23 protein-coding genes and 1 pseudogene are annotated in these 25,988 nt (G+C 46.6%); 17 read left to right on the top strand and 7 right to left on the bottom strand.

The features are described from left to right. Positions 1 to 68 precede the first annotated feature (68 nt). Positions 69 to 1,166 (top strand): A/G-specific adenine glycosylase, encoded by a 1,098-nt coding sequence (mutY, locus tag GBH70_RS02880; RefSeq protein ID WP_151679616.1) that lies wholly within the window; start codon positions 69 to 71, stop codon positions 1,164 to 1,166. Between the two features lie 324 nt (positions 1,167 to 1,490). Here mutY and GBH70_RS02875 read toward each other — a convergent pair whose 3' ends face one another. Together GBH70_RS02875 and gltB are read right to left on the bottom strand one after the other, a co-directional pair. After that, the gene (locus tag GBH70_RS02875) at positions 1,491 to 2,948 is read right to left on the bottom strand and encodes a glutamate synthase subunit beta (RefSeq protein WP_151679615.1); all 1,458 of its coding nucleotides are present in this window, start codon (positions 2,946 to 2,948) and stop codon (positions 1,491 to 1,493) included. Between the two features lie 55 nt (positions 2,949 to 3,003). Further along, positions 3,004 to 7,569: a glutamate synthase large subunit gene (gene gltB / locus GBH70_RS02870; RefSeq protein WP_151679614.1), complete on the bottom strand. Its 4,566-nt coding sequence runs from the start codon at positions 7,567 to 7,569 to the stop codon at positions 3,004 to 3,006. Positions 7,570 to 7,704: 135 nt separating this feature from the next. Here gltB and gltC point away from each other — a divergent pair, with 135 nt between their 5' ends. From gltC to GBH70_RS02820, 10 genes are all read left to right on the top strand, one after another. After that, on the top strand, positions 7,705 to 8,610 hold the full coding sequence (gene gltC / locus GBH70_RS02865) for a glutamate biosynthesis transcriptional regulator GltC (RefSeq protein ID WP_151679613.1): 906 nt from the start codon (positions 7,705 to 7,707) through the stop codon (positions 8,608 to 8,610). 114 nt (positions 8,611 to 8,724) lie between these two features. After that, complete coding sequence (fabL, locus tag GBH70_RS02860) at positions 8,725 to 9,477, top strand: enoyl-[acyl-carrier-protein] reductase FabL (protein ID WP_151679612.1); 753 nt, start codon at positions 8,725 to 8,727, stop codon at positions 9,475 to 9,477. 84 nt (positions 9,478 to 9,561) lie between these two features. Beyond that, positions 9,562 to 9,786 (top strand): gamma-type small acid-soluble spore protein, encoded by a 225-nt coding sequence (locus GBH70_RS02855; RefSeq protein ID WP_151679611.1) that lies wholly within the window; start codon positions 9,562 to 9,564, stop codon positions 9,784 to 9,786. A gap of 145 nt (positions 9,787 to 9,931) precedes the next feature. Continuing rightward, positions 9,932 to 10,186 (top strand): YgaB family protein, encoded by a 255-nt coding sequence (locus GBH70_RS02850; protein ID WP_151679610.1) that lies wholly within the window; start codon positions 9,932 to 9,934, stop codon positions 10,184 to 10,186. Between the two features lie 203 nt (positions 10,187 to 10,389). Next, the gene (gene ntdP, locus GBH70_RS02845; RefSeq protein WP_151679609.1) at positions 10,390 to 10,920 is read left to right on the top strand and encodes a nucleoside tri-diphosphate phosphatase; all 531 of its coding nucleotides are present in this window, start codon (positions 10,390 to 10,392) and stop codon (positions 10,918 to 10,920) included. Between the two features lie 112 nt (positions 10,921 to 11,032). After that, positions 11,033 to 12,781 (top strand): ABC transporter ATP-binding protein, encoded by a 1,749-nt coding sequence (locus GBH70_RS02840; protein ID WP_151679608.1) that lies wholly within the window; start codon positions 11,033 to 11,035, stop codon positions 12,779 to 12,781. Positions 12,782 to 13,216: 435 nt separating this feature from the next. Beyond that, positions 13,217 to 14,287: a DUF871 domain-containing protein gene (locus GBH70_RS02835; protein WP_151679607.1), complete on the top strand. Its 1,071-nt coding sequence runs from the start codon at positions 13,217 to 13,219 to the stop codon at positions 14,285 to 14,287. Continuing rightward, positions 14,287 to 15,174: an N-acetylmuramic acid 6-phosphate etherase gene (gene murQ, locus GBH70_RS02830; RefSeq protein ID WP_151679606.1), complete on the top strand. Its 888-nt coding sequence runs from the start codon at positions 14,287 to 14,289 to the stop codon at positions 15,172 to 15,174. Before GBH70_RS02835 ends, murQ begins: the two co-directional genes overlap by 1 nt. 17 nt (positions 15,175 to 15,191) lie before the next feature. After that, positions 15,192 to 16,652, top strand: a complete 1,461-nt coding sequence (locus GBH70_RS02825) for a PTS transporter subunit EIIC (protein ID WP_151679605.1) — start codon at positions 15,192 to 15,194, stop codon at positions 16,650 to 16,652. A gap of 4 nt (positions 16,653 to 16,656) precedes the next feature. Beyond that, positions 16,657 to 17,520 carry a MurR/RpiR family transcriptional regulator gene (locus tag GBH70_RS02820; protein WP_253693385.1) on the top strand — a complete coding sequence of 288 codons (864 nt, stop codon included), beginning with the start codon at positions 16,657 to 16,659 and terminating at the stop codon, positions 17,518 to 17,520. 36 nt (positions 17,521 to 17,556) lie between these two features. Here GBH70_RS02820 and GBH70_RS02815 read toward each other — a convergent pair whose 3' ends face one another. The 4 genes from GBH70_RS02815 to GBH70_RS02800 form a co-directional block, all read right to left on the bottom strand. Further along, entirely contained in the window at positions 17,557 to 18,636 is a 1,080-nt protein-coding gene (locus tag GBH70_RS02815) for an FUSC family protein (protein ID WP_151679603.1), read from the bottom strand. A 167-nt stretch (positions 18,637 to 18,803) separates the two neighbouring features. Then, positions 18,804 to 19,178, bottom strand: a complete 375-nt coding sequence (locus GBH70_RS02810) for a type 1 glutamine amidotransferase (RefSeq protein WP_259370048.1) — start codon at positions 19,176 to 19,178, stop codon at positions 18,804 to 18,806. Then, positions 19,150 to 19,374: a glutamine amidotransferase-related protein gene (locus GBH70_RS02805; protein WP_151679601.1), complete on the bottom strand. Its 225-nt coding sequence runs from the start codon at positions 19,372 to 19,374 to the stop codon at positions 19,150 to 19,152. Before GBH70_RS02805 ends, GBH70_RS02810 begins: the two co-directional genes overlap by 29 nt. Positions 19,375 to 19,680: 306 nt before the next feature. Then, positions 19,681 to 20,973, bottom strand: coding sequence for a glutamate-1-semialdehyde 2,1-aminomutase (locus GBH70_RS02800; RefSeq protein WP_151679600.1), 1,293 nt, complete (start codon positions 20,971 to 20,973; stop codon positions 19,681 to 19,683). 146 nt (positions 20,974 to 21,119) lie between these two features. Here GBH70_RS02800 and GBH70_RS02795 point away from each other — a divergent pair, with 146 nt between their 5' ends. From GBH70_RS02795 to GBH70_RS02770, 4 genes and pseudogenes are all read left to right on the top strand, one after another. Beyond that, complete coding sequence (locus GBH70_RS02795) at positions 21,120 to 21,524, top strand: potassium channel family protein (protein ID WP_151679599.1); 405 nt, start codon at positions 21,120 to 21,122, stop codon at positions 21,522 to 21,524. Between the two features lie 66 nt (positions 21,525 to 21,590). Next, positions 21,591 to 22,043, top strand: coding sequence for a thioredoxin-dependent thiol peroxidase (gene bcp / locus GBH70_RS02790; RefSeq protein WP_151679598.1), 453 nt, complete (start codon positions 21,591 to 21,593; stop codon positions 22,041 to 22,043). A gap of 195 nt (positions 22,044 to 22,238) precedes the next feature. Then, a pseudogene (gene mobQ, locus GBH70_RS02775) lies at positions 22,239 to 22,979 on the top strand (MobQ family relaxase); the annotation flags it as partial. Positions 22,980 to 23,065: 86 nt separating this feature from the next. Continuing rightward, complete coding sequence (locus tag GBH70_RS02770) at positions 23,066 to 23,263, top strand: hypothetical protein (RefSeq protein ID WP_151679596.1); 198 nt, start codon at positions 23,066 to 23,068, stop codon at positions 23,261 to 23,263. 656 nt (positions 23,264 to 23,919) lie between these two features. On the opposite strand, the gene GBH70_RS17760 is transcribed toward GBH70_RS02770, so the two are convergent. Further along, complete coding sequence (locus GBH70_RS17760; RefSeq protein WP_151679671.1) at positions 23,920 to 24,063, bottom strand: UPF0236 family transposase-like protein; 144 nt, start codon at positions 24,061 to 24,063, stop codon at positions 23,920 to 23,922. 278 nt (positions 24,064 to 24,341) lie between these two features. Between GBH70_RS17760 and GBH70_RS02760 the strand changes: the two genes are divergently transcribed. After that, positions 24,342 to 25,292, top strand: coding sequence for a D-2-hydroxyacid dehydrogenase (locus GBH70_RS02760; protein ID WP_151679595.1), 951 nt, complete (start codon positions 24,342 to 24,344; stop codon positions 25,290 to 25,292). Between the two features lies 1 nt (position 25,293). Then, complete coding sequence (locus GBH70_RS02755; protein ID WP_151679594.1) at positions 25,294 to 25,848, top strand: cob(I)yrinic acid a,c-diamide adenosyltransferase; 555 nt, start codon at positions 25,294 to 25,296, stop codon at positions 25,846 to 25,848. Positions 25,849 to 25,988 lie beyond the last annotated feature (140 nt).

The raw sequence follows: 25,988 nt of genomic DNA, 5'->3' as shown, positions 1-25,988 counted from the left end.
TACAGTATTTTCTCGTTTATATTTTTCCCATCAAAAAGCGGATGTAACAATCATTTGGAGGATGTAAAGTGGAGAAAAATTTACCAATCGATTTTACAGGTTTTGATATACATGCCTTTCAAAAGGATTTAATTTCCTGGTTTGAAAGGGAAATGCGGGATCTTCCATGGCGGCGCGACAGTGATCCTTATAAAATTTGGGTGTCGGAAATCATGCTGCAGCAAACAAGGGTGGATACTGTCATCCCTTATTTTCAGCGTTTTATGGAAAAATTTCCGACGCTAGAAGCGCTGGCGGATGCGGATGAAGATGAAGTGTTAAAAGAATGGGAAGGGCTTGGCTACTATTCACGTGTCCGAAACCTGCACACTGCCGTGAAAGAGGTACAGGAAAAATACGGCGGTACTGTGCCAAAAACGCCTAAAGAAGTGGCAAAGCTGAAAGGGGTGGGGCCTTATACTGCCGGCGCGATTTTAAGTATTGCGTACGGCCAGCCGGAACCGGCAGTGGATGGCAATGTCATGCGGGTGCTTTCAAGAATTTTATCCGTATGGGAAGACATAGCCAAGCCTTCATCACGGAAAATTTTTGAAGATGCCGTACGAAAACTGATTTCACATGAAAACCCGTCTTTTTTTAACCAGGCGTTAATGGAGCTGGGGGCGCTTGTTTGCACGTCAAAATCACCGTCATGTCTGCTTTGCCCCGTCCGCGACCATTGCCGGGCATTTGCTGAAGGAACAACAGAAGTGCTCCCTGTTAAATCAAAAGGAAAAAAACAAAAACAGATCCAGCTGGCTGCAGCGGTACTGGAGGATGGAGACGGCCGTATTGTGATTCATAAACGGCCGGGTAAAGGTCTGCTTGCAAACATGTGGGAATTTGTCCAAACGGAAGAAAGCTCCTTCTTGCCGGCAAGGCAGGTGCTGAAAGATTATCTTTCTGAGGAATTCGGAATAGAAGCTGAGCTTGAAACGGATTATTTTACAGAAATCCGCCATGTATTTACCCACTTAATTTGGGATATTCGTGTTTACCGCGGAAAGATAAAAAACCGGGTAGAGGGAACGGATGAGTTGAAATGCGTACCGGCGTGGGAAATTGAAAAGTACGCATTCCCGGTCTCACATCAAAAAATTTGGAAAGCTTACCGGGCGTTAAAATAACGCGGGATGGTCGAAAAAGGTTAGTCAGCGTGATGTAGAATAAATGTTGGAAAATTGGCATGCCATAAAACTGCTCAAATAGTGTACATTCATAACTTACCAATGAAGCAAAATACAATAGAACAAAAAATCAGTTATTTTTCGAAATTCAGCTTGGAAAACCTGCCTACGAAAGCCATTCATTAGGTTTTCGCCACGGATTCAGGAAAATATAAGGATGAGGGTTAATTTAAGTGTTTCCATTTATTCATATTTGTTTTCATACAAAAAAGGGGTTGCCTATAACCGTCTTACAGGCTATGGGCAACCTCTTTAATTTTAATGTTAAACAGACGGTAGCTGGGCGGCAGCGGTTTTTTGCGCAAGATACAATTCAATTTCTTTTGCTGCTTTTTTTCCTTCCTGCATTGCCCAGACGATGAGGCTTGCGCCGCGTTTCGCATCCCCTGCGGCAAAGACGCCTTCACGGTTCGTTTGAAAGCTTCCCGGGCGTGTTTGAATGCGCCCGTTTTGGAGTTCTGCGCCCGCCGCTTTGGTAGGATCAACACCCTCAAATCCGATTGCGATCAGGACAAGATCCGCTTTCCAAAGTTGCTTCTCCGCAACAGGCTCATCTGTGAAAGGAACGGTGAGGAGACCGGTGACTTCATCGTCTTCATTGCCGAGAAATTCTGTTGTTTGGATATAATATTTCCGCGGGTCTTCCCCGAACGCTTTAAACGTTTCTTCGTAAGCATAATCCAACGTAAACAGGGATGGGTTAACAGGCCACGGCTCATGTTCCGGGCGTTCTTTCGGTAGTTCGCCGTGTTTGCCAAATTGTACAACACTTTTACAGCCCTGGCGGATGGCTGTTGCCACGCAGTCCGCACCGGTGTCCCCGCCGCCGATCACAATCACTTTTTTGCCTTTCGCTGTAATGCGGGGTTCACCGTTGCCGCCGTTATCCAGCAGGTGTTTTGTGCTTGTTTTCAAATATTCCATCGCCGGATATATACCTTTCAACCCGCGTCCCGGAATGTCTATTTCACGCTGCTTTTCCGCGCCGATGCAGAGCAGGACAGCGTCATATGTTTCCTGAAGCTCTTCCAGGGTAATATCTTTTCCGATTTCCGTATTGGCTATAAATTCGATGCCTTCAGCCTGAAGTAGGTCAATTCTGCGCTGAACATACTGCTTTTCGATTTTCATGTTCGGAATTCCGTACATTAACAGCCCGCCAAAGCGATCTTCTTTTTCAAAAACTGTCACATCATAGCCGGCTTGGTTCAAATCATCGGCTGCCGCCATACCGGCAGGTCCGCTTCCGACAACAGCCACTTTTAAGCCATTCCGTTTCAGTGGGATTCTCGGCTTTACCCAACCTTCTTTATAGGCGCGGTCAATGATCGCTTTTTCAATGCTTTTAATGGTGACCGGCTCACTGACCAGCCCGGCTGTGCATGACCCTTCGCACGGGGCGGGGCAGGCGCGGGAAGTAAATTCAGGGAAATTATTAGTCAAAAGCAGGCGGTAGTATGCTTCTTCCCATTTTCCCTGAGCGGCAAGCGTGTTCCATTCCGGAATTAAATTGTAAAGAGGGCAGCCGCTCGTTTGCCGGCCGATTAATTCCCCCATCTGGCAAAACGGGGTGCCGCATTCCATACAGCGGGATGCCTGGATTTTCAGTTTCTCTTCCGGAAAAGGTTTTTGGTACTCTTTCCATGTTGCGATCCGTTCGAGTGCATCGATTTCTTTCGGCTTTTCACGTTTTTGGTCAATAAAGTCTGTCGTTCCGCGCATGTCTCACACTCCCAACAAATCCATCCGACGGCTGACGGATGAATATTGATTATCGTTATTTTGCTTTAGTCGGAAAAGCTGCTTCTTTTTCGATTGCCGGCAGGCTCTTCCCGGATTTTTTAAATTCAAATGCAGCCAGTTTTGCTTCGTCAAGCGGCATTTGCTGATCCTGGAAGTATTGGATCAGTTCCATCATCGCTTTATATTCGCGAGGCACAATCTTCACAAACTGATGCAGAGACCATTCCCAATTTTTCAAAATACGTTTTGCAATCGGGCTGCCGGTATATTGGTAATGTTTCTGGATCATATGGTAAAGTTCGCGCATGTCTTCATCGGCTTCGGCGTCTTCAACGCTGACAAGTTCCTGGTTAACTTGCGATAAAGCTTCATCTTCGCCCATAATGCCGGTGTAGATATAGGCGATTCCGCCGGACATTCCGGCAGCAAAGTTTTTGCCGATGGAACCGAGCACGACAACGCGTCCTCCTGTCATGTATTCACAGCCGTGGTCGCCGATTCCTTCTACGACGGCATGCACACCGCTGTTGCGGACACAGAACCGCTGGCCGGCTGTTCCGCGGATGTATGCTTCACCGGAGGTGGCACCGAAGAAAGCGGTATTCCCTATAATGGCCTGTTCTTCATTATGCAGCCATCCGTTTCCTGGTTTAACAATGATTTTTCCGCCGGATAACCCTTTGCCGACATAATCGTTTGCGTCGCCTTCAAGATATAAGGTGAGGCCTTTTGGAATAAACGCTCCAAAGCTTTGGCCGGCGGAACCGTTCAGGTTAATTTGGATAAAATCTTCCGGCAGCCCGCGGTCACCGTATTCTTTTGTAATGATATGGCCCAAAGTGGTGCCAATTGCCCGGTCTGTATTGCGTACAGGCAGGGTAATGGCTGTCTTTTGCTTGTTCCGTACGGATATGGAAAGATGTTGCAATTCACGGCTGTCAAAACGTTCTTCCATTTTATGGTTTTGGGTGGTTTTTCCTTGTACGGAAAGCGGTGTTTCGTTTGCTTTAAACAATAGTTTATCGAAATTGAGCTGTTTTGCTTTCCAATGGTTTTTCACTTCGTCTTTCATTTTTAACAGGCCCGTTTCGCCGACAAGTTCATCGAGACTGCGGTAGCCGCATTCAGCCAAAATTTCACGGACTTCTTCTGCGATAAAGCGCATATAATTGACGACATGTTCCGGTTTGCCCATAAAATTGGCACGCAGTTTCGGATTTTGCGTGGCAACCCCGACCGGGCATGTATCAAGATGGCAGGCGCGCATCATGATGCAGCCGAGCACGACAAGCGGTGCGCTGGAGAAGCCGAATTCTTCGGCACCGAGGCAGGCGGCAATGACAACATCCCTTCCGGTCATCAGCTTACCATCCGTTTCCAGCACCACGCGGTTGCGCAAGCCATTCAGCGTTAATGTTTGATGGGTTTCAGCGAGGCCGAGTTCCCAAGGCATGCCGGCATGTTTGATGCTTGTTTGCGGGCTGGCTCCGGTGCCGCCGTCATGTCCGCTGATCAAAATCGTATCGGCGAGGCCTTTTGCCACGCCTGCCGCAATCGTTCCGACACCTGCTTTTGACACGAGTTTTACGGAAATGCGGGCGCTCGGGTTTGCGCTCTTCAAATCATAAATGAGCTGTGCCAGATCCTCAATCGAATATATATCATGATGAGGAGGAGGCGAGATTAAACCGACGCCCGGCGTGGAGCCGCGCACTTCCGCGATCCATGGATATACTTTTGAGCCCGGCAGCTGTCCGCCTTCGCCCGGCTTAGCGCCCTGGGCCATTTTAATTTGGATTTCATCCGCTTCGGTCAAATAAAGACTTGTGACGCCAAATCGGCCGGAAGCAACTTGTTTGATGGCGCTCCGCCTGAAATCCCCGTTGGCATCGCGCACGTAGCGTTCTTTTTCCTCTCCACCCTCGCCGCTGTTGCTCTTTCCGCCGATGCGGTTCATAGCAATGGCGAGCGCTTCGTGGGCTTCTTTGCTCAATGCACCGTAAGACATTGCACCTGTCTTAAATCTTTTCCAAATGGATTCCACCGGTTCCACCTCATCAATTGGGATCGGTTTCCGGTTGCTTTTGATCGTTAGCAGGCTCCGGATCGTCGCGTAAGGCCCGTGGTGGTACATTTCGGAAAACCGGCGGTACAATTCTTTATTGTTCGTCCGTGCCGCCTGCTGGAGCGTGTACATCATTTGCGGGTTAAATAAATGGTACTCGCCGTCTTTCCGCCACTGCAGTTCGCTGCCCGGATCGAGCGCTTTATTGTAATGGAAAAGGATTTCCTGGGCTTTTTCATAACGTTTATAAGACTCCATGCCGATTTCTTCAAGCCCGATGCCGCCGATTTGCGATACGGTACCGGTGAAGTAGCGGTCCACAACACTTTCTGCGATGCCGAGCGCTTCGAATGTTTGCGCGCCACGATAGCTTTGCAGCGTCGTAATCCCGACTTTTGTCATGATTTTGACGACGCTTTTCTTGATAACTTTCAAGTAATTTTCGCTTGCTTTTTTAAATGGCAGGCTGATATGCCCTTCTTCGATTAAGCCTCTAATCGTTTCAAGCGCAAGATATGGATGGATGGCATCCGCGCCGTACCCGAGCAAGGCGGCCATATGGTGCGCATCCCTGGGTTCCCCGGAATCGAGGACAAGGCTTGCTTTCGGCCTTGTGCCGCGGCGAATCATATGCTGGTGCACGGCCGACACGGCAAGCAAGGACGGGATCGGAACGGCGCTTTGGCCGACTGCACGGTCGGAAAGGATTAGGATTTCCGACCCTTCTTCAATTTTTTCGTCCACCAGCTTAAGCAACTGTTTCAGTGCCTGTTCAAGGCTTGTATCAGGCGAATGGTAAGCAGGGAGGACAGCAGCTTTCAGACCCTGGTTTTGTATGGCATGAAATTTTGCCGTGCTTAAAAACGGATGTTCCAATTGGATTTTTTTATGGGTGGTATCATCGTGCCCGTCAAGAGAGACTTGCGGACCTAGCCATGTGACCGTTGAAAGGACGCAGGCTTCGCGGATGGAATCGATCGGGGGATTCGTGACCTGCGAGAAACTTTGTTTGAAATAATGGAACAAAAGCTGCGGGCGTTCCGACAGTACCGCGATCGGCGTATCAACCCCCATCGCCCCGATCGGTTCCTTCATTTCCTGCGCCATTGGCACTATTGATTTCGTTAATTCTTCGTAAGTGTAGCCGAATAAAGTTTGCAAATAAGAAAGTTCATTTTTTTCCAGCTGGGATGCGGCCGGTATTAAATGTTTGTCTGCCGGCAGTTTGATCACGGATTCTTCGAGATGGTCCGCATATGGTTTTTCCAGGCTGATCTGCGCTTTTAATTCATCACTCGGGATCAGCATGCCTTTTTCAAGATCCACAAACAAAAGCTGTCCCGGTTTTAAATGGCGGCGTTCTTTTACATTTTCCGGTTCAACGTCAACAACGCCGACTTCAGAAGCAAAAATGATCTTATCGTCATTTGTAATATAGTAACGGGCAGGGCGCAATCCGTTCCGGTCAAGCACCGCCCCGATTTGTTTTCCGTTTGTAAATTCCAGCGCCATCGGGCCGTCCCATGGTTCCATGATCTGGCTGTGGTATTCATAAAATGATCTTAAATATGGCGGAAGGTCTTCGCTGCTTTCCCACGGCTCCGGCACCATCATCATAATGGCGTGCGGAAGGGAGATGCCGTTCATCGTCAAAAATTCAAGCACATTGTCAAAGATCGCGGAGTCCGATCCGCTCGCGTTGATCACGGGTTGGACTTTTTCCAGTGCTTCAAGATCCAGCTGATTAGCGAATAATGGGATTTTCGCGTTAAACCAGTTGACATTGCCTTTAATCGTATTGATTTCGCCGTTATGGGCGATCATCCGGTTTGGATGGGCCCTTTCCCAGCTCGGGAAAGTATTGGTGCTGAAACGGGAGTGGATCAGCGCCAACGCCGATTTGAATCGCCCATCCTGCAGGTCAACGTAAAATAAAGGAAGCTGATCTGCAGAAAGCATGCCTTTATAAACAATTGTTTGATTGGAAAAACTGGCGGCATAAAAAGAAGAACTAAATTTGTTCTCCACCAGTTTCCGCAAAATATAGACATTTCTTTGAAAAACCGATTCTTTCGTGTTATCGTTTGAAGAAGAGACGAAAATCTGAACGATGTGCGGCCGTGATTCTTCCGCCTGCCGGCCAAGTATACCCGGATTTACAGGCACATCGCGCACACCGAGGACGGAAAGGCCGAGAGAAGAAGCCTGCGTTTTAAATTCGACCAGTATTTCGTTTCGGGCGTGCGGATCATGTGGTAGGAAGAGCATTCCTACAGCATACTCCCCTTTTTTCGGAAGGGTGAAGGAACATACGGCTTCAAAGAACTCATGCGGAATTTGCATTGAAATGCCGGCGCCGTCGCTCGTTGTTTCATCTGCATTTTTACCGGCACGGTGATCCAGCCTTCTCAGCATTTCCAGAGCGGTTGTGATAATCTCATGAGACGCGCGGCCTTTAATATCCGCGTAAAAGCCGATGCCGCATGCATCATGCTCATATTCTGATCGGTAAAGTCCATAATGTTGATTATTCATTGCTTCACATTCCTTCCATTAATCAGCTCGAGTCCGAAAAGTAAGATTATTTTAAATTTTACCCTCTTGTTATTCTTTCTTACAATATATTATTAAGATGAAATTAATCTCATTTTGAGAATGGTGTGATGGCGAATGGAATTAAGGCAGTTAATTTACTTTATTGAAGTTGCAAAAAGGGAGCATGTGACAAGGGCGGCAGAAGACCTTCATGTCGCCCAGTCGGCGATCAGCAGGCAAATCTCTTTGCTGGAAGCGGAGCTCGGCGTCACCCTGTTTTTGCGTGAGGGAAGAAATGTCAAGCTGACGCCGATCGGCAAAGTATTCCTGGAACATGCCGAAAAAGTTGTGAATGAAATCAATAAAGCAAAGCAAAGAATGAATGAATTTTTGGATCCAGATACGGGCCATGTCCGTCTCGGCTTTTCTACCGGCCTGTCGGTGCAGCCGTTTTCGGCGCTGCTCGCGCAGTTCCGGAAAATGCATCCGAATTTGCAGTACCAGTTCGTGCAGGGCACCCCAAACTATTTAACTCGGTTAATCGAAAACGGGGAGCTTGATTTGGCCATCTCTTCCCCTGTTCCCGATAATCATCCGGCTGTGGCCGGAGAAATTTTATATATGGAAAAGCTGATGCTACTTTTCCGCCGCGACCATTGGCTTTCGGGCCAGGAGTTGATCCGGCTCTCCCAGCTGAAATCCGAACATTTTATTACGTTCCGGTCCGGGTTTTTAATCCGGGAAATGCTCGTGTCCGCATGCCAGCAGGCCGGTTTTGAACCTGCAATTGCTTTTGAAGGCGAGGATATGGAGACCATTAAAGGGCTCGTAGCAAGCGGAACGGGTGTTGCAATACTTCCGGAGCCTGCGCTATTATTTAATTTGTCTAAAGAAATCGTAACGGCTGAAATCAGCGATACCCAATTTATGCGCCCGGTTGGCGTGATGGTTCCGAAAAAAAGGGAAATTGCGCCGTCTGAAAAAAAGTTATATGAATTTTTAAAATCATTTTACGACAGGCTGAACCGGTTTCAAAGATAATTTTTTTAATAAAACTGTTCAATTGGTTGCGGATGTGCGGTGCCCCCGGAAAAAAAGCCGATTTTCGGGGAAATCAACTGCAGCCTTTGAAAATACGTAGGGAAGGTGTAATCCATGGCAAATAAAGTGGCACTTGTAACAGGGGCAAGCCGCGGCCTCGGCGGAGCAATCGCGCTTGATCTTGCAGAGATGGGCTATGATCTTGTGATAAATTATGCCCGGAGCCGGTCTAAGGCGATGGAAGTTGCCGAAGAAATTGAAAAACGGGGGCAAAAGGCGCTGCTCGTGAAAGCGAATGTCGGTGATGTGAAAAAAATTAAAGAGATGTTTGCGCAAATTCAGGATACATACGGCAGGCTTGATGTGTTGGTGAATAATGCCGCGTCCGGTGTCCTGCGCCCGGCGATGGAACTGGAAGAGCGGCACTGGGACTGGACGATGGATATCAACAGCAAAGCTTTTTTATTCTGCGCCAGGGAAGCCTCCAAATTGATGGAAAAAAACGGCGGCGGCAAAATCGTAAGCATAAGCTCATTAGGTTCAATCCGCTATATAGAAAATTATACGGCTGTCGGCGTCTCGAAAGCGGCGATCGAAGCGTTGACGCGCTATTTGGCGGTTGAACTGGCCCCGAAAAATATTTGCGTAAATGCCGTATCGGGCGGCGTTTTGGATACCGATGCACTCAGCCATTTTCCAAACCGCGAAGAGATGCTAGAAGATGCGCGGAAAAACACGCCGGCGGGGCGGATGGTTGAAATCGGGGATATGGTCAAAGCGGTGCGGTTTTTCATTTCGGATGATGCGTTCATGATCCGCGGGCAGACGATTATTGTTGACGGGGGCCGGTCGTTGCTGTTGAATTAAGTACATTTCCTTTTTTTGTAATGTTTGATTGAAAGGATAATTCGTTTCGCCTCTGGTTACATTATACTCGTGGAGGTGATAACGATGGCAAAAAACTTCAACAAAGCTGCCAAAGGAAATTTCGGTTCTGAATTTGCCAGCGAAACAAATGCGCAGGAAGTAAAAAAGCAAAATGCGCAATCTGCTTCCGGCCAAGGATCTTTCGGTTCTGAATTCGCAAGCGAAACTGACGCTCAGGAAGTAAGAAAGCAAAACCAGCAATCTGAAGCGAAAAAATCGCAAAATGCTGGACAATTCGGCCAGCAATAACGCGATACAAAGGGGCATCCGGTTCGGGTGCCCCTTTTTTGCATTTGTCGCCCCGGCATTCGACAAAAGCAGTCAAAGGAGTTTTACCCGACGTCCAGAATATGTGTTATTGAAAAGTTAAATTTGTCCTTTTGGGGGGAATCGTATGATGGGAGAATTTAATCGGCTTGTGGTGCAGCAAATGGATACGATGGACAAACTGCTGTATTTGCAATCGGAAATAGAAAGATGCAGGAAAATCGAATCGGAACTGCTGAAACTTGAGGAAGAAGCTAAAGCGGACGACTTACTCGCGGAAATTAAAAGGATGAATGAAGAATTGCACGAAATCCAAAAAGTTTTTGAAACGCAGACGGCGGAATTGATCCGCGTTTACCGGAGCTCGAAAATCTGCACTTAAACAATCCTATTCAAAATAGGGTTGTTTTGTTTTAAAAATTTCCAATAACCGTTATAATAAATAAAAAATAACCTGTTCCGTTCCATAATATACATAAGAGCTTGCCCCGGCCGTTTCCGGAGTGGATGCTGTCGGCCATTTGTTCCAAAACCCCTGTACGGGCGGGGGTTTACATAAACAATCATGAAAGTAGGCATGAGATTATGGGGATTCCGTCTGAAGGTGATAAAATACAAATACAAAGCTATAAGCATAACGGCCATATTCACCGTATATGGGAAGAAACAACCGTTTTGAAAAGCACAAAGACATTGGTGATTGGCGCGAACGACAGGACGCTTGTGACCGAGTCGGACGGAAGGACATGGATAACGAGGGAACCTGCGATCTGCTACTTTCACGCGGACCATTGGTTCAATATTATTGGAATGATTCGCGCAGACGGGGTCTATTATTACTGTAATTTGGGTTCCCCGTTTGTTTACGACAGCGAAGCGCTGAAATATATCGATTATGATTTGGATATTAAAGTATATCCGGACATGACGTTTACCCTGCTGGATGAGGATGAATATGAGTACCACCGCAAAAAAATGGGCTATCCAGATGTTATAGACCATATTTTAAAGCGGAATGTGGACATCCTCATTCACTGGATCCGTCAGCGGAAAGGCCCGTTCAGCCCGGACTTTATCGACATATGGTATGAGCGCTATTTGACCTATTTGCGTTAAAGTAAATTACCTGTTGACATCCAACAGGTTTTTTATATGTATCCATTTGGAATTGATTTTTAAAAAAAGAGGAAAAAACATGGTACGTTTTGTCCGTTCGGGGGTTTGTTGCGTGGATAGTGTAAAAAGATATATGAAGTTTGTAAAGCCTTACTGGATACAGATTATTGCAACCATTATTATCGGTATCATCAAGTTTGCGATTCCGCTTTTGATTCCGCTCTTGATTAAATATGTGATCGATGATATTATCGGCAGCCACAGTTTAACGGCTGAGGAGAAACTTCATAAGCTCGTCTGGATCATGGCAATGATGCTCGGCATTTTTGTCATCATCCGGCCTCCAATCGAATATTACCGGCAATATTTTGCGCAGTGGACTGCAAGCAAAATTTTGTACGATATCCGTGACCGCTTTTTTACGCATCTGCAAAAATTAAGTTTTAAATTTTATGCAAATACGCGCGGCGGGGAAGTCATTTCCCGGGTGATTAATGATGTCGAACAGACGAAGGATTTTGTCATTACAGGCCTGATGAACGTATGGCTGGATATGACAACGGTTCTTATTGCGATTGTGATGATGTTTATGATGGATGCCCGGCTGACGCTTATTTCGCTAGTTGTTTTTCCGTTTTATATTTTTTCGGTCAAATATTTTTTCGGAAATTTGCGGTTTTTAACGAGGAGACGTTCGCAGGCGCTGGCCGAGGTGCAAGGATATTTGCATGAGCGGGTGCAGGGCATGGCCGTCATTAAAAGCTTTGCGATAGAGGATCATGAGCAAAAACAATTTGACAGACATAATCAAAATTTTCTGAAAAAAGCACTCACCCATACAAGCTGGACTGCGAAATCGTTTGCCGTTGTCAATACGATTACCGATATTGCACCGCTGTTAATTATTTTTGTGTCAGGCTACCTCGTCATTAAAGGCAACCTCACGGTAGGGACGCTTGCCGCTTTTATCGCCTATATCGATAATTTATACAGTCCGCTGAGGAGGCTCGTCAACTCGGGCACAACGCTTACGCAGGCGTTTGCGTCAATGGACCGCGTGTTTGAATTGCTCGATGAAAAATACGACATCGATGACCGGCCGGATGCGGTAGAATGCCGGAATGTGCATGGCGATATCCGGTTTGAAGGTGTGGAATTCAAATATGCAGATAAGCAGGAGCCGGTGTTGAAGAATATCAATCTTCATATTAAAGCAGGGGAAACGGTTGCGCTTGTCGGCATGAGCGGCGGGGGGAAATCTTCGCTCGTGAGCCTTATTCCCCGGTTTTATGATGTCACGAAGGGTGCCATTTATTTGGACGGCCGGGATATCCGCGAGTTTAAAGTAAGAAGTCTCCGCGATAAGATCGGGGTGGTGCTGCAGGATAATATTTTGTTCAGCGAGTCGGTGAAGTCGAATATTTTACTCGGCAATCCGCACGCAACGGATGAGGAAGTGGTGCAGGCGGCCATTGCGGCCAAAGCCCATGACTTTATTATGAATTTGGCTGACGGGTATGATACGACTGTCGGCGAGCGGGGCGTTAAATTGTCCGGCGGGCAGAAGCAGCGGATTGCGATTGCGCGCGTGTTTTTGAAAAATCCGCCGATTCTGATCCTTGATGAGGCAACATCTGCACTTGACCTGGAAAGCGAGCATCTCATACAGGAAGCGATCGAGAAACTGGCGCGAAACCGGACGACTTTGATTGTGGCCCACAGGCTGTCGACCATTACCCATGCAGACCGCATTATTCTAATTGAAGACGGCGAGATCAAAGAAATGGGCACACACGAACAGCTTATGGAAAAACAAGGGCTGTACTACAACTTATTCCAAATCCAGCAATTGGACGACTAGAGAAAGCGGAGGCGACTGATTATCGGCGTATGAGCCTCACGTTCTCGAACTGAGATAAAGGAAACACGGCGAGGAAATGAGCCGATGTTGGTTTACGCAAAAAGAGGGGGGCCAGAAGTTCACTAACCGATAGGAGCCGGAGCTGGGCAATAGAAAAGCGGAGGGCGCATATATGCCCTCTGTTTTTGTTTAGGCTCTGTTAAATTTTATTGTTGATGATCGCTAATTTCTTATACTCCTGAAGGATAAGCGAGCTCTCGTGCTGAGGTATTGAGTGAGGAGGCTCGTGGCGCAGGGGTGTAGCGGATTGCGCGATCATCAATAATAACCTTTGTTAAAAGTGAAACGCTATTTCTTTTTTGATTATAATTTTTGAATAATATTGTAATTTTATTTCAAATCAGAATATAATGAAATTAAAAAGGGGGTGAATACTTGTTTGGGTTTTCAATTTATTTAAATGAAGACTGGTCTGATGCGAAAGAAGCCTATATAGCGGAAATGGCAGATATCGGGTTTAAAGGCATTTTTACATCCCTGCATCTTCCGGAAGACGATGTATTGCAATACGGTGGAAGGTTGAAACAGCTTGTGAATGCCGCAAGAAGCAGGGGTCTCAGGCTCATGGCCGATATTTCGGGAAATGCGCTTGAAGCAGTAGGCCTCTCCATCCACCGCCCCAAACAAATCAAGGAAAGCGGGATCACAGGGCTCCGCGTGGATGACGGAATTGATTTAAAAGATATCGCCGCACTTTCAAACTTCATTATAGTCGGAGTAAATGCGGACACTCTTACTGAAAGTGATTATGAAAATTTGGAAAAGTACGGTGCCAATTTCAGTCGGATGGAAGCCTGGCACAATTATTATCCACGCCTCGAAACCGGCCTTGATGAAAAATGGTTTGGCGAAAAAAACAAGTGGCTGAAAAGCAAAGGGCTTTCCGTAGCCGCCTTTGCCCCTGGGGACGGCGAGCTGCGCCATCCTTTGTACGAAACCCTTCCTACTTTGGAAATGCACAGGCATGAAAATCCGCTCGCTGCTTCATTGTCGCTTTTGCAACATTACGCTGTGGATCATGTATACATCGGTGATCCTGGCTTAACGGTTGAATCCTGCAGCCAATTCAGACAATGGATCCGATGCGAAACGATTCTCCTGCATGCTGCCGCGAAAGAAGAAAAATGGCAACCGTATATTTTTAAAAAACATCAAAACCGGATCGATCCGGCAAGGGATGTCATCCGGAGCATCTATTCCCGGAGAGAAAATAAAGATGCGGATATTCCGCCCGAAAATAACGGGCTGCGCACTGCCGGCAGCATTACATTGGATAATCAACTTTACAAAAGATATAAAGGGGAACTGCAAATTGTAAGGCGCGCCCTGCCTCCCGACCCGAAAGTCAATGTAATCGGCCGGATTGCAGCGCGCGATTTGCCGCTCCTACCCTTTATACAATCAGGAACAAAGTTTGAGATTACAGCGAGTGAGGGAGGAAAATAATGGAGCTGCAAAAACTCACTACGGAACAGCGCAACAAACGCTCTATGGATTTGGACATACTGCCTTCCATTGATATTTTGCGTTTAATGAATAGTGAAGACCAAACAGTGCCTTTGGTCGTTGGAAAAGAGCTGGGGCAAATTGAAAAAGTGGTAAAAGCAGCCGTCCGGTCTTTTCAACTTGGCGGACGCCTGATTTATATCGGTGCGGGAACGAGCGGGCGGTTAGGGGTTCTGGATGCGGTCGAATGTGTGCCAACTTTTAGCGCGGATCCTTCCATGGTACAGGGGGTGATTGCAGGGGGCGAGGCAGCCATGACGTCGGCTGTTGAAGGTGCGGAAGATTCCCCGGAGCTTGGGAAAGCAGATTTGAAAAGAATCCGTTTATCCGAAAACGATACGGTGCTTGGCATTGCGGCAAGCGGCAGAACCCCGTATGTGATCGGTGCGTTGGATTATGCGAAACGGACAGGTGCGCTCACCGCAAGCCTTGCCTGCAATAAAGGGGCAAAAATCAGCAGGCACGCCGATATCGCGATAGAGGTGGATGTTGGGCCTGAGGTGTTAACCGGATCAACGCGTTTAAAATCGGGCACGGCGCAAAAACTCGTGTTAAACATGATTTCCACCGCAACAATGGTCGGAATCGGCAAGGTTTATAAAAATTTGATGGTGGATGTCAAACCGACAAATGAAAAGCTGGTAGAACGCGCAAAAAATATCATCATGCAGGCGGCGGGCTGCAGTTATGAAACGGCTGAACAGTTTTTACGCGAATCGGGTGGAAATGCAAAAGTAGCCATCGTGATGCTGTTAACCGGCCTCTCAAAAGAAGAAGCATGTCGGAGATTAGAGGCCGCAAACGGTTTCGTCCGGAAAATCTTGTAATCTCAGGGGGGAGAAAAATGGCGGAAACAAAGGAACAACGTTTGGCGGATAAAATCTACGAAAATGTCGGTGGTATAGGAAACGTTGATAAAATCATCCACTGTATGACGAGGGTCCGAATTACCATTAAAGATTACAGCAAAATCAACATGGAAGGATTGAAAGCAGTTGACGGCGTTTTGGGCGTGGTGGAAGATGAATCGCTGCAAGTCGTTTTAGGGCCCGGCATTGTGAACAAAGTGGCGGGCATCATGGTGGCGCAGGCAGGAGTGAAATTGGGAGAAAGATTTCCAAAACACCCGGATAAAAATGAATCCGGCCTGACAAACCGTGAATTGGCAGAAGCAAAAGCCGCCGAGGTGAAAGCGAAGGAAAAAGCGAAGCGCAACGACAACACTACTTTTAAAAGAGTTTTGAAATCGATTTCAAACATCTTCGTTCCGCTGATTCCGGCATTTGTCGGCGCGGGGATGATTGCCGGGATTGCAGCGATTTTTTCTAACATGATGACTGCAGGCGACCTCGGGCATAACTGGGCACCGTTTATTACAACCTTAAACGTTATTAAAAACGGGCTTTATACTTATTTGGCCATTTACGTCGGCATTAATAGCGCGAATGAATTTGGCGCCACACCAGGACTTGGGGGCATCATTGGTGCGGCCATTTTGTTAACAGGGATGTACCCGAATGCGCCGCTTTCGAATATTTTCAACGGAGATGCGCTTGCGGTCGGGCGGGGCGGCATTATCGGTGTCATATTTGCAGTATGGATTTTGTCTTTTGTTGAAAAATGGCTGCACAAGATTGTCCCAAATGCGGTGGATATCATTGTAACACCTACGATTGCACTATTGGTTGTCGGGCTTTTTACGATTTTTATCGTGATGCCTGCCGCGGGTGTTGTTTCTAGCGCCCTTGTCGGTTCGGTAAACTGGCTGCTTGATGCCGGCGGCGTGTTTTCAGGATTCATATTGGGCCTCTTTTTTCTGCCGATGGTCATGTTCGGCCTTCACCAGATTTTAACCCCGATCCATATTGAAATGATCAATAAAACAGGCGTGACGCCGCTGCTGCCGATCCTAGCAATGGCCGGCGCGGGGCAGGTCGGTGCGGCGCTGGCGTTATGGGTGAGATGCAGAAAAAACAAAAAATTGGTACGGCTGATCAAAGGCGCCTTGCCGGTCGGCATCATGGGCATCGGCGAACCTTTGATTTACGGCGTGACCCTTCCTTTAGGGCGCCCGTTTATTACGGCGTGCATCGGCGGGGGCATTGGCGGTGCGGTGATCGCCGAAATCGGCAATATCGGGGCCATCGCGGTCGGCACAAGCGGCATTGATTTAATCCCTTTAATCGCAAATGGGCACTGGCTCGGATATGTTGCGGGGCTCGTCTCTGGGTATATTGGCGGTTTTGTTGTGACCTATTTCTTCGGTGTTCCAAAAGAAGCGATGGAGGAAGCAAATACAAAATAAGTGAGTGACGGCCTTGGAAGAAAGTATCATTTTAAAGATCAAATCGAAATTAGAAGAGCTTTCAAAAATGGAAAGGAGACTGGGGGAGTATATACTCAGCCATGCAGAAGAAATTGTGGATGAGAATACGGGAAGCTTGGCGAAAAAAGCAGGGATAAGCCCGGCAACGGTTGTGCGGTTTTGCAAATCAATCGGTTTGCAGGGATTTGCTCAGCTGAAAATCAAGTTGTATGCAGATGTTTCGGGGGAAAACGGAAAAATTTACACCGATATTTCCCCAAATGAAGATGTGCCGTTAATTGCTGAAGAACTGGCCATCAGGTTTAACCAGTCAATTTCGCAAACCGCCAACAAGCTGGATGCGGAAGCCGTGGATCAAGTGGCCGGAATGCTCGATGCCTGTCCCGTCATTTACGTCTACGGCCTGGGCGCTTCACATGTCGCGGCCGAAGATTTTACGCAAAAATTTTCAAGGATCGGCAAAGCCGTAGTCCATATGCAGGACCATCACCTGCTTGCCTCTTCGTTGGCCAATGCGGATCAGAATAGCTTGTTTATTGCGGTCTCCAATTCGGGAGAAACGATTGAAACGGTGAAGTTAATGAAAATAGCAAAGCAGAGAGGACTTCGAACGGTTGCCATCACGCAAAAGCAGGATAGCACGCTTACGGAAATGGTTGATTTCGCGGTTTTCCACCATGGCGGGGAGGCAGTCATGCTCAGAAGCGCCGCAACAACCTCACTGGCTGCGCAGTTGTTTACGATTAATGTTTTATATTTTGCCTATGTCAGCAAGCATTACAGTGAAGCTGTCGGCCGGCTGAAAACTTCAAAGAGCCGGATTCAAACTTTTTTCCGGAAAGATTAGGGCCGGCTTGCAATATTGCAAAGCCGACCCAGATGATTACTGGTCTTCCAATTCATTGATGTTTAATTCTGTTTTATCTTTATGGTATTTTTGGTAGACTTCAATCAATGCTTCCAAATGTTCGAGTTGTTCCTGGTAGTCGACCAACAGCGCAAGCAGGTTCATGATATGGTATGACTGGAGATCGGCGCGGAACGTCTTGTCTTTTAATTTTTGCAGGAAAAGATCCATCAATACATTCCGCTGTTTATCGCCCGTATTTTGCTTTTGCGCATGCGCCTTTACTTTTCCGAGGAACATGAGCAGCAGTTTTTCGTGTTCATTCACAAGATATTCTAGCTGTTCCCGGATCATCATCTGGAACGTTTCCGGCAAATGGGCAATATCCGACTTGTATTGGTACAGCCTTTTTAAAATGGTGTAGCTCAAGTTTAAGATTGAGACCATTTCTTTATATAAAACCACTTTCCGCTGCCGCTCAATTTTGCTGTTTTTCCCGTAGCTTTTTTCCTCTTTGAACAACGTGTAAAGCTGCTCCACTTTATAGACGCGTTCTTTGATGGTGGGCAGCTCTTCTTTTAACAAATGGTAATCCGCTTCCTGCCGGGATGTGATCCGGATAAATTTCAGCAGTTCTTCTGTCGCATGGGTGAGCCGTACATACAGCCTTGCTTCGTATTTAGGCGGCAGAAAAATTAAATTCACCAAAAATGAGCTGAAAATCCCGATAAACAAAGTGGCAAACCGGACCCCGGCCGCCTGCAGGAAATTGTTGTTCGGTGCTTCCATAATGACGATCATCGTAACAAGTGCAAGCCCGACTGTATCATCGAGCTTCAGTTTCAGCATTAAAATAATGATGAGCACCGACCCGAGACCGACAATCAAAAAATGGTTGCCAAAGGCCATGACGAAAATAACGGCCAGTACGGCGCCGATAATATTGCCTTGTATTTGTTCTATGATGGACCGGTAAGACCGGTAAATGGTGGGTTTGATAGCGAAAGTGGCAGCAATCCCGGCAAAAACCGGTGATGGCATTTTTAGCAATTGTGCCAAAAACAGGGCAATGGTAATTGCAATTCCTGTTTTGATGATGCGGGCTCCAACCCTCATAACGAAAATTTCCTTTCTAAAAAAAGTATTGCCTGGCGATTTATTTCTTGATCCTGTAAAAATGCGGTTTAAACAGGAATGTTCCTGCTTTTATTCTAAAAGAGGGGACTTTATGGTGCAAAAAGATGGCACAGGAACGGCAATTGAACCGCACTGCCGGGCAGGTGTCAGCGGGATAAGCTGAATGCATTGAGAAAAGCGGTGAATTGGCGCCGGATTTCGGACAGATCCGGCATTTTCGCATGCATTGTTTCTTCATTTTGTATATAAGTGCCTGTCAATTGAAGATCCTCTTTTGCATGGATAAGGAAATTTTGGAAAATTTTCTCTGTTACTTCCGGATGAAACTGAAACGCTACGATATTCGTGCCATATAAAAAGGCCTGGTTTTTGCATGCTTCGGAACTTGCCAAGACGACCGCCCCGTCCGGAATCGTAAATGTATCCCCGTGCCAGTGCAAAACATCAGGTGATGCCTGAAATGTTTTAAAATAAGGATGGTGGAGTGATTCTTCAGTAAAACGGACGGGAAACCAGCCGATTTCCGTTTCTATATTTATTTTTACGGACTACTTCGCCTAGGCAGTCCGCAATAAGCTGTGCCCCGAGGCAGATCCCCAGCACTTTTTCCCCGAGCGGATCGTTTCGTGGATAAAAGTTTTTTCTGCATTTAGCATTTAGCCATGGGAAAGCTTCTTCCTCATAAATATTCATATATTCGCCCATAATGACACACATGTCAAAATCTTCTTGTGCAGGGAATGGTTCGTTTTCATACAGAAAAGTGTGAAAGCACATGCCCGTTTTCTTTAGCCCAGTCAAGAATGGTCCCGGAGCCTTCATAAGGGACGTGCTGAATATAATGGATACGCATTGTATTCTCCCCTCCCCCCGAACTTGATTTTACTATGAACTGAATTATAACATGTTTGCCGGCAGGATAGTAGTGAAAGAATTCACAGATAATGGGAAGGCTGTTGTGTAACTCCATTTCTAACCCATATAAAAAACCTTGGCATATTGGTTGCCAAGGTTTTTTATAAATTATTTGCCCAGCTGCGAAAAAGCGTAGTCTACGGCTTTAATTGTTTCCTGGGCATCTTCTTCTGTATGTTCGGTCGTCAGGAACCATGCTTCGTATTTCGAAGGAGCAAGATTGATGCCCCGGTTAAGCATCAATTTAAAGAATTTCGCGAACATCTCGCCGTCCGATGCTTCAGCTTGTTTGTAGTTCTCAACTTTTTCATCCGTAAAGTAAACGGTGAACGCGCCGACCAAGCGGTTAATCGTAATCGTAACACCGTGCTTTTTGGCCGCTTCCATTATGCCTTTTTCAAGCATTGCGCCGAGGCGGTCCAATTTTTCATATACGCCTTCCTCTTGCAGCACTTCAAGGCAGGCAATTCCGGCCAGCATCGAAGCCGGGTTTCCGGCCATTGTTCCCGCCTGGTACGCCGGGCCGAGTGGTGCAACTTCTTCCATGATGTCTTTTCGTCCTCCGTATGCGCCAATCGGGAGTCCACCGCCAATGATTTTGCCCATCGCCGTTAAATCCGGCGTCACGCCCAGCAGGTTTTGCGCGCCGCCGTACATGAACCGGAAAGCCGTAATGACTTCATCATAAATAACGAGCGCGCCGGCCTTGTGCGCCAGTTCGTTGATCGCTTCCAAAAATCCAGGCTTCGGCGGGACAATCCCAAAATTGCCGACAATCGGTTCGACAAGTACGGCTGCCACTTCATCGCCCCATTTTTCAAGCGCCTGCTTAAACGGTTCAACATCATTGTACGGCACGGTAATCACTTCGTTTGCGATCGCCCGAGTGACCCCCGCCGAATCCGGCATACCGAGCTGCGAAGGGCCTGAACCGGCGGCAACGAGCACCAAATCAGAATGCCCGTGGTAGCACCCTTCAAACTTAATAATTTTATCGCGTCCGGTATATGCGCGCGCCACGCGGATCGTGGTCATCACTGCTTCCGTTCCAGAGTTAACAAAACGGACTTTGTCCAATGACGGGATTGCCTCTTTTAGCATTTTTGCAAATTTTACTTCATACGGGGTTGGTGTGCCGAATAAAACGCCGTTATCGGCAGCTTTTTTGATCGCAGCGCTGATATGCGGATGGGCAAAACCGGTAATGATCGGGCCGTATGCCGCCAAATAATCGATATAGCGGTTGCCGTCCACATCCCAAAAATAAGCGCCTTTACCTCTTTCCATCGCGACCGGTGCGCCGCCGCCTACCGCTTTGTACGAGCGGGACGGGCTGTTGACGCCTCCTACGATATGCTGCAGTGCTTCTTTATATAGTTTTTCGGAATTTGTAAAATCCATTTAGATTCCCTCCTCATTGGCATTGCCAATTTGCACCATATCCATTGTAGCCTTCCAATTTCTTACCGTCCAGAGGGGGATGTCATATTGGGGAAGGGAAGGGCGTACAATGTAGGGATAAACGATGAAAAGCTGGGGTATCAGGCATGTTCTATTTTCTCGGCGTACTGGTTGTCCTTTGCATCGCAATGAGTTTGCGCACCTTGTTTTATCCGTCGTCCTGGCGCACCAAACAGCTTTCTTTCGACAACTTTCTTTTTCTAGCGTTCACATACAGCAATATTGTGATCGGCTTTGGCTTGTTGTATTTGATTCTTGATATAATGGGCTTCCGCATTGCACTGAATCACGGCAGGCAATTGGAAGGACATGATTTCCGCACTTTAATGGATTATATGTATTTGAGCGCGGTTACGTTGTTTTCCGTCGGCTACGGGGATATTGTTCCGATCGGAGCAGCCCGCATCCTTATCGTGATTGAAGCGCTCATCGGCTATACAATTCCCGCAGCTTTTGTCGTAAAATCGGTTCTCGATTCGGAGAAAAAGTAATCATTTGCAATTTCCCCCAAAAGCAGGTAGGCTAAAAGAAAAAGTTAGAAAAAGGATGATGGGTAAATGGCACCGGATTTTACACTGCCTGAAACAAACGGGAAACTAATTACGTTATCGGATTTCCACGGTAAAAAACATGTTGTGCTCTATTTTTACCCGAAAGATATGACGCCAGGTTGTACAACAGAAGCGTGCGATTTCCGCGACCATTATAAAGATTTTTCCGATCTGGATGCGGTGATTATCGGGATCAGTCCGGATCCTGTTGAGAGACACCAAAAATTTACGGAAAAGCACGGGCTCCCGTTTTATCTGCTTTCGGACGAAGACCATAAAGTGGCGGAGAAGTACGGCGTCTGGAAGAAGAAAAAGACGTTCGGGAAAGAATATATGGGCATTGAACGATCCACTTTTATCATAGACAAAAACGGGGAGATTGTAAAAGAATGGAGGAAAGTGAGGGTAAACGGCCATGCTGAAGAAGCGCTGGCTTATATAAAAGAAAATCTCGCATAACTGCCTATTTTTGTGGGCCAGTGGCTTTTGTCCATGCCAAAACGGTCCGAAAACATATTTTAATAATACCTCCTCAGAAATAATTATATAAATGGGAACCGGCTGGTCCGGTTTCTTTTTTATGGCATTTTTTGCGGATTCATGTCATTTTTCGGTTCAGGTGATTTCACGAGGAAAAGGTAGTCCGTTGTTGCTTCTGCGGCCTACCGTTCAGGGGAACGTCTGAAAGATGAGCAGATAGGAGAAACGAAATTCTACAAACGAAACGTCAAACCGGAAACCATGATTTTAGCCCCTTCCAACGCTCCAAAATGGGTCTATGACCGCCAGTAGCTTTGGAATAAAGTCGAAGAATCGGAAAACCGCAAAAACTCCCGGTTGGCAAGGGAATTCAACGTGGCTTTGCCAAAAGAACTGAATCATGGCTAACAGCGTAAACTCCTGACAAACTTTGTCCAGGAACAATTCGTTGACCGGGGGATGATTGCGAATATTGCCATTCACCGGGATGATGAAAACGATCCTCATGCTCATGTATTGTTGACGACAAGGGAGATCTCCGAAAAAGGTTTTGAGGGGAAAAACCGGGACTGGGATAAAAAAGAATTGCTTGAACAGTGGCGTGAGCAATGGTCCGAACATGCCAACCGGGCGCTTGAAAAAGCCGGCACAAAAGACCGGATTACCCACCTTTCCCATAAAGACAGGGGGCTTGAGATCCTGCCGACCGTCCATCTTGGACATGTTGCCCATGAAATGGAATCGAAAGGCAAGGGAAGTTCACGGGGCACCATTAATGCCGAACTGAAGGCCTATAATGCCGTTGTCATTGACCTTCAAAAGTATCGGGAAGAGAAGGAAGCCTTACAGCACCGGATTGTTCAGCAGCATCGGTTAAACAGCCTTTCAACACCTGAGAAGAATGGGTTTCCCTAAAGACTGCGCAGAACCTCATTGGCGCTGAACCTACGGTTGAAAATATCCGGGCTGACCTACAGGAAACGGAAAAACAGGAAGCGCAGTTGCGGCAGCAACAAACCCAATTGCTCGATATGCAGGCCGAATTCAACGCCATCAACGACTTGTACGAAAGCATGCACAACACCGAAATCCGTATTCTCATAGAGGAAAACGGCTTGAAACGTATGAATCCTTTTCAAGCCTATACACCGGGATTTAAAGAGGGAAAAGTAAGCGCAAATCCGCATCTTAAAACGTGATTTAGACCGGAGAAACGAACTGCTTAAAACGTACCAAAACAAGCTTCATTTCAGTGACAAAGACGAATTTGAGCGCCTGAAAAAGATTACGATGAAATTGCCGAATTTTTATTTCGCGGGAAAAACTTAGAAAACAGGGGTAGTGATAATAATGAAAAAGGGAAAATTCCTTCCAAAAGCTTTATCTATTGCTTTAGTTTTGGCTTAATAGCACCTGCTCTACCGAATGCAATAGCCCATGCTGAAACTTCAGATGACACTCAAGTTCAATCAAATTCACAATCTGCTTCTAGCGATATCCTCTATGAAGATAGCACATTTAAAATAACTCAAACTGACACCGCTCGCTAGAACAGTTCTGAACAAAGAAACTAATCAGGTCACCACTTTAACCTTCACCAATTGTAAGCTTAGTAGCTTCATCTTCCGGATATACTAATCCAGTTCATTTCACACATAATGGCCGTACTTACTATTACGTTACTACTTACAAATACAATACTAAAACCGCAGGAGATGAAGAAAACACCGCATGGGGATTTTATCATGTATGAGTAAAATGTTTACGAGGAGTAGATAAGTTTAGGAATATTCTAACAAAAGAAAGAACAAAGAAAGGAACTCTCACCTCTGATAAAATGATTTTTGGTAGAAAATCAAAATAAGGTCACTCGGCGACCTGTCTGACGGTCCTTATATTTTCTTCGTTTAAAAGTCAAAGGACCAAAAAGGGTTTCCAGTGTATAAGACTGTCTTTCTCGATATTCAAACCGTTTAAAATCCGATTTTCCATAAACCAGACATCAAGTTCTTCAAAAATGTGCGATAGAATGACTCGGAAGTATGTTTTAGCTGTTTGAATTAAGCCATCCGTGTTGCGGGCTTCAAGGGCGAGCATGCGAGGGCGAAGCCTTTACCCTTGAAGAGCCGAAACAGATGGCTAAAATTAAAAAAGACGAAAATCGAATATCGAAGGTTGAGAGGGACCTCCCGCAAAAACTTGACTCACTCATTAAAATATCTTAGCCAAGAATATTACAAAAGCAGTATACTATTTAAAAAATGGGGAAGAAAAACAATGAAAATTGTCTTCACTTTTCAGCCTGGAAAAACTTTGTTGGCTGATTTAAATACAAATTTTCCGGGAATAGATTTTCTTGCTTTCCGAGGAATTGAAACGGCACAAGAAGCGCTCGGGGATGCGGAAGTGATCGCCACGTATGGCGAGGATCTGACAGAAGAAATCGTCATGCCGCTTCCCCGTTTGAAATGGGTGATGGTTTTTTCGGCCGGAATTGAAAAAATGCCGTTAGACGCACTAAGGAAAAAAGGCGTGTTTGTTACCAATGCGCGGGGCATCCATAAAATCCCGATGGCGGAATATACTTTTGGCTGTTTGCTCCGTCACGCAAAGTCTTTTGACCTGTTCCGTATCCGGCAGGAAAAACATGAATGGGTCCCCGATGCGCCTTTAAGCGAGATCAGCGGCCGCTGTATCATGATTGTCGGTATGGGCGCAATCGGAAGCGAAATTGCCCGCCTTGCGAAGGCGTTCGGCATGAAGGTGATCGGTGTGAATACGAACGGTAGAAAAACGGAGAATGCGGATGAAATGTATACGCCGGATACGATGGTAAGCGCCTTAAATGAGGCGGATTACGTGGTTTCCGTGTTGCCGAGTACGAAGACAACCCGCCATTTTTATACGAAAACGCATTTCGAGGCAATGAAGCCGTCTGCGGTTTGGATTAATATCGGGCGCGGGGACGCAGTGGAGCCACAGGTGCTGATCGATGCGCTGCAATCCGGAAAGATCGCGCATGCGTATTTGGATGTGTTCGATGAGGAGCCGCTGCCGCCGGAACACCCGTTTTGGAAAATAGAAAATATCACGATCACACCGCACATCTCCAGCCATTCGGAACATTATTTGCCGCGTGCGATGGAAATCTTCCGGCACAATTTACATACTTATTTAACCAAAGGAAGAGATTATATTAATACCGTTGATTTAGAAAAGGGGTATTAACATGAGGATTTATACGCGATCGGGGGATAAAGGGACGACATCCCTCGTTTACGGGGCAAGGGTGCCGAAAAATGATCCGCGTGTTGAAGCGTATGGCACATGCGATGAAGCGAATTCGATGATCGGGCTTGCGCTCGCGTTTCTACATTCGGAACATTTTCCAGAAAAAGAAGAGGTAGAACAAATTTTCAGCCGCGTCCAAACGATGTTATTCCATGCAGGGGCGGAACTTTCCACGCCCCCGGGGAAAGAAGTGCAATGGAAATTAAAACAGGAGTATATTGACGAGCTTGAGACGGTGATTGACAAATGGGACGCGCAGCTTGAACTGTTAAAAATGTTCATTTTGCCTGGGGGCCATCCGGCGGCGGCAGCCATGCACGCGGCGCGGACGGTTGTCAGGAGAGCGGAACGATGCAGTGTTTCGGTGGAAGGCGTGAATCCGCTAGTACTGCCGTTTTTAAACCGCCTGTCCGATTTCCTGTTTGTGGCGGCAAGATTCATCAACCACTGCTTAGGGATAAAAGACCAGCCGCTTCATCCGCTTGGGGATTAATTGAGAAAAACGAAACGTTTTCACATCATCCTGCATAAAAAAAGAAAACCTGAAATAAATGAATTTCTTCATTTTATTTGACAAAACCGCACTTTTTTTTGTAAACTTTTTATAAAGATTATAAATTAAGAATGATAATC

This window comes from Weizmannia acidilactici (assembly GCF_008974225.1).
Classification (GTDB): Bacteria; Bacillota; Bacilli; order Bacillales; family Bacillaceae_C; genus Weizmannia; species Weizmannia acidilactici.
Note: the sequence above shows the minus strand (reverse complement) of the source record. Positions and strands in the feature narration are given on the sequence as shown.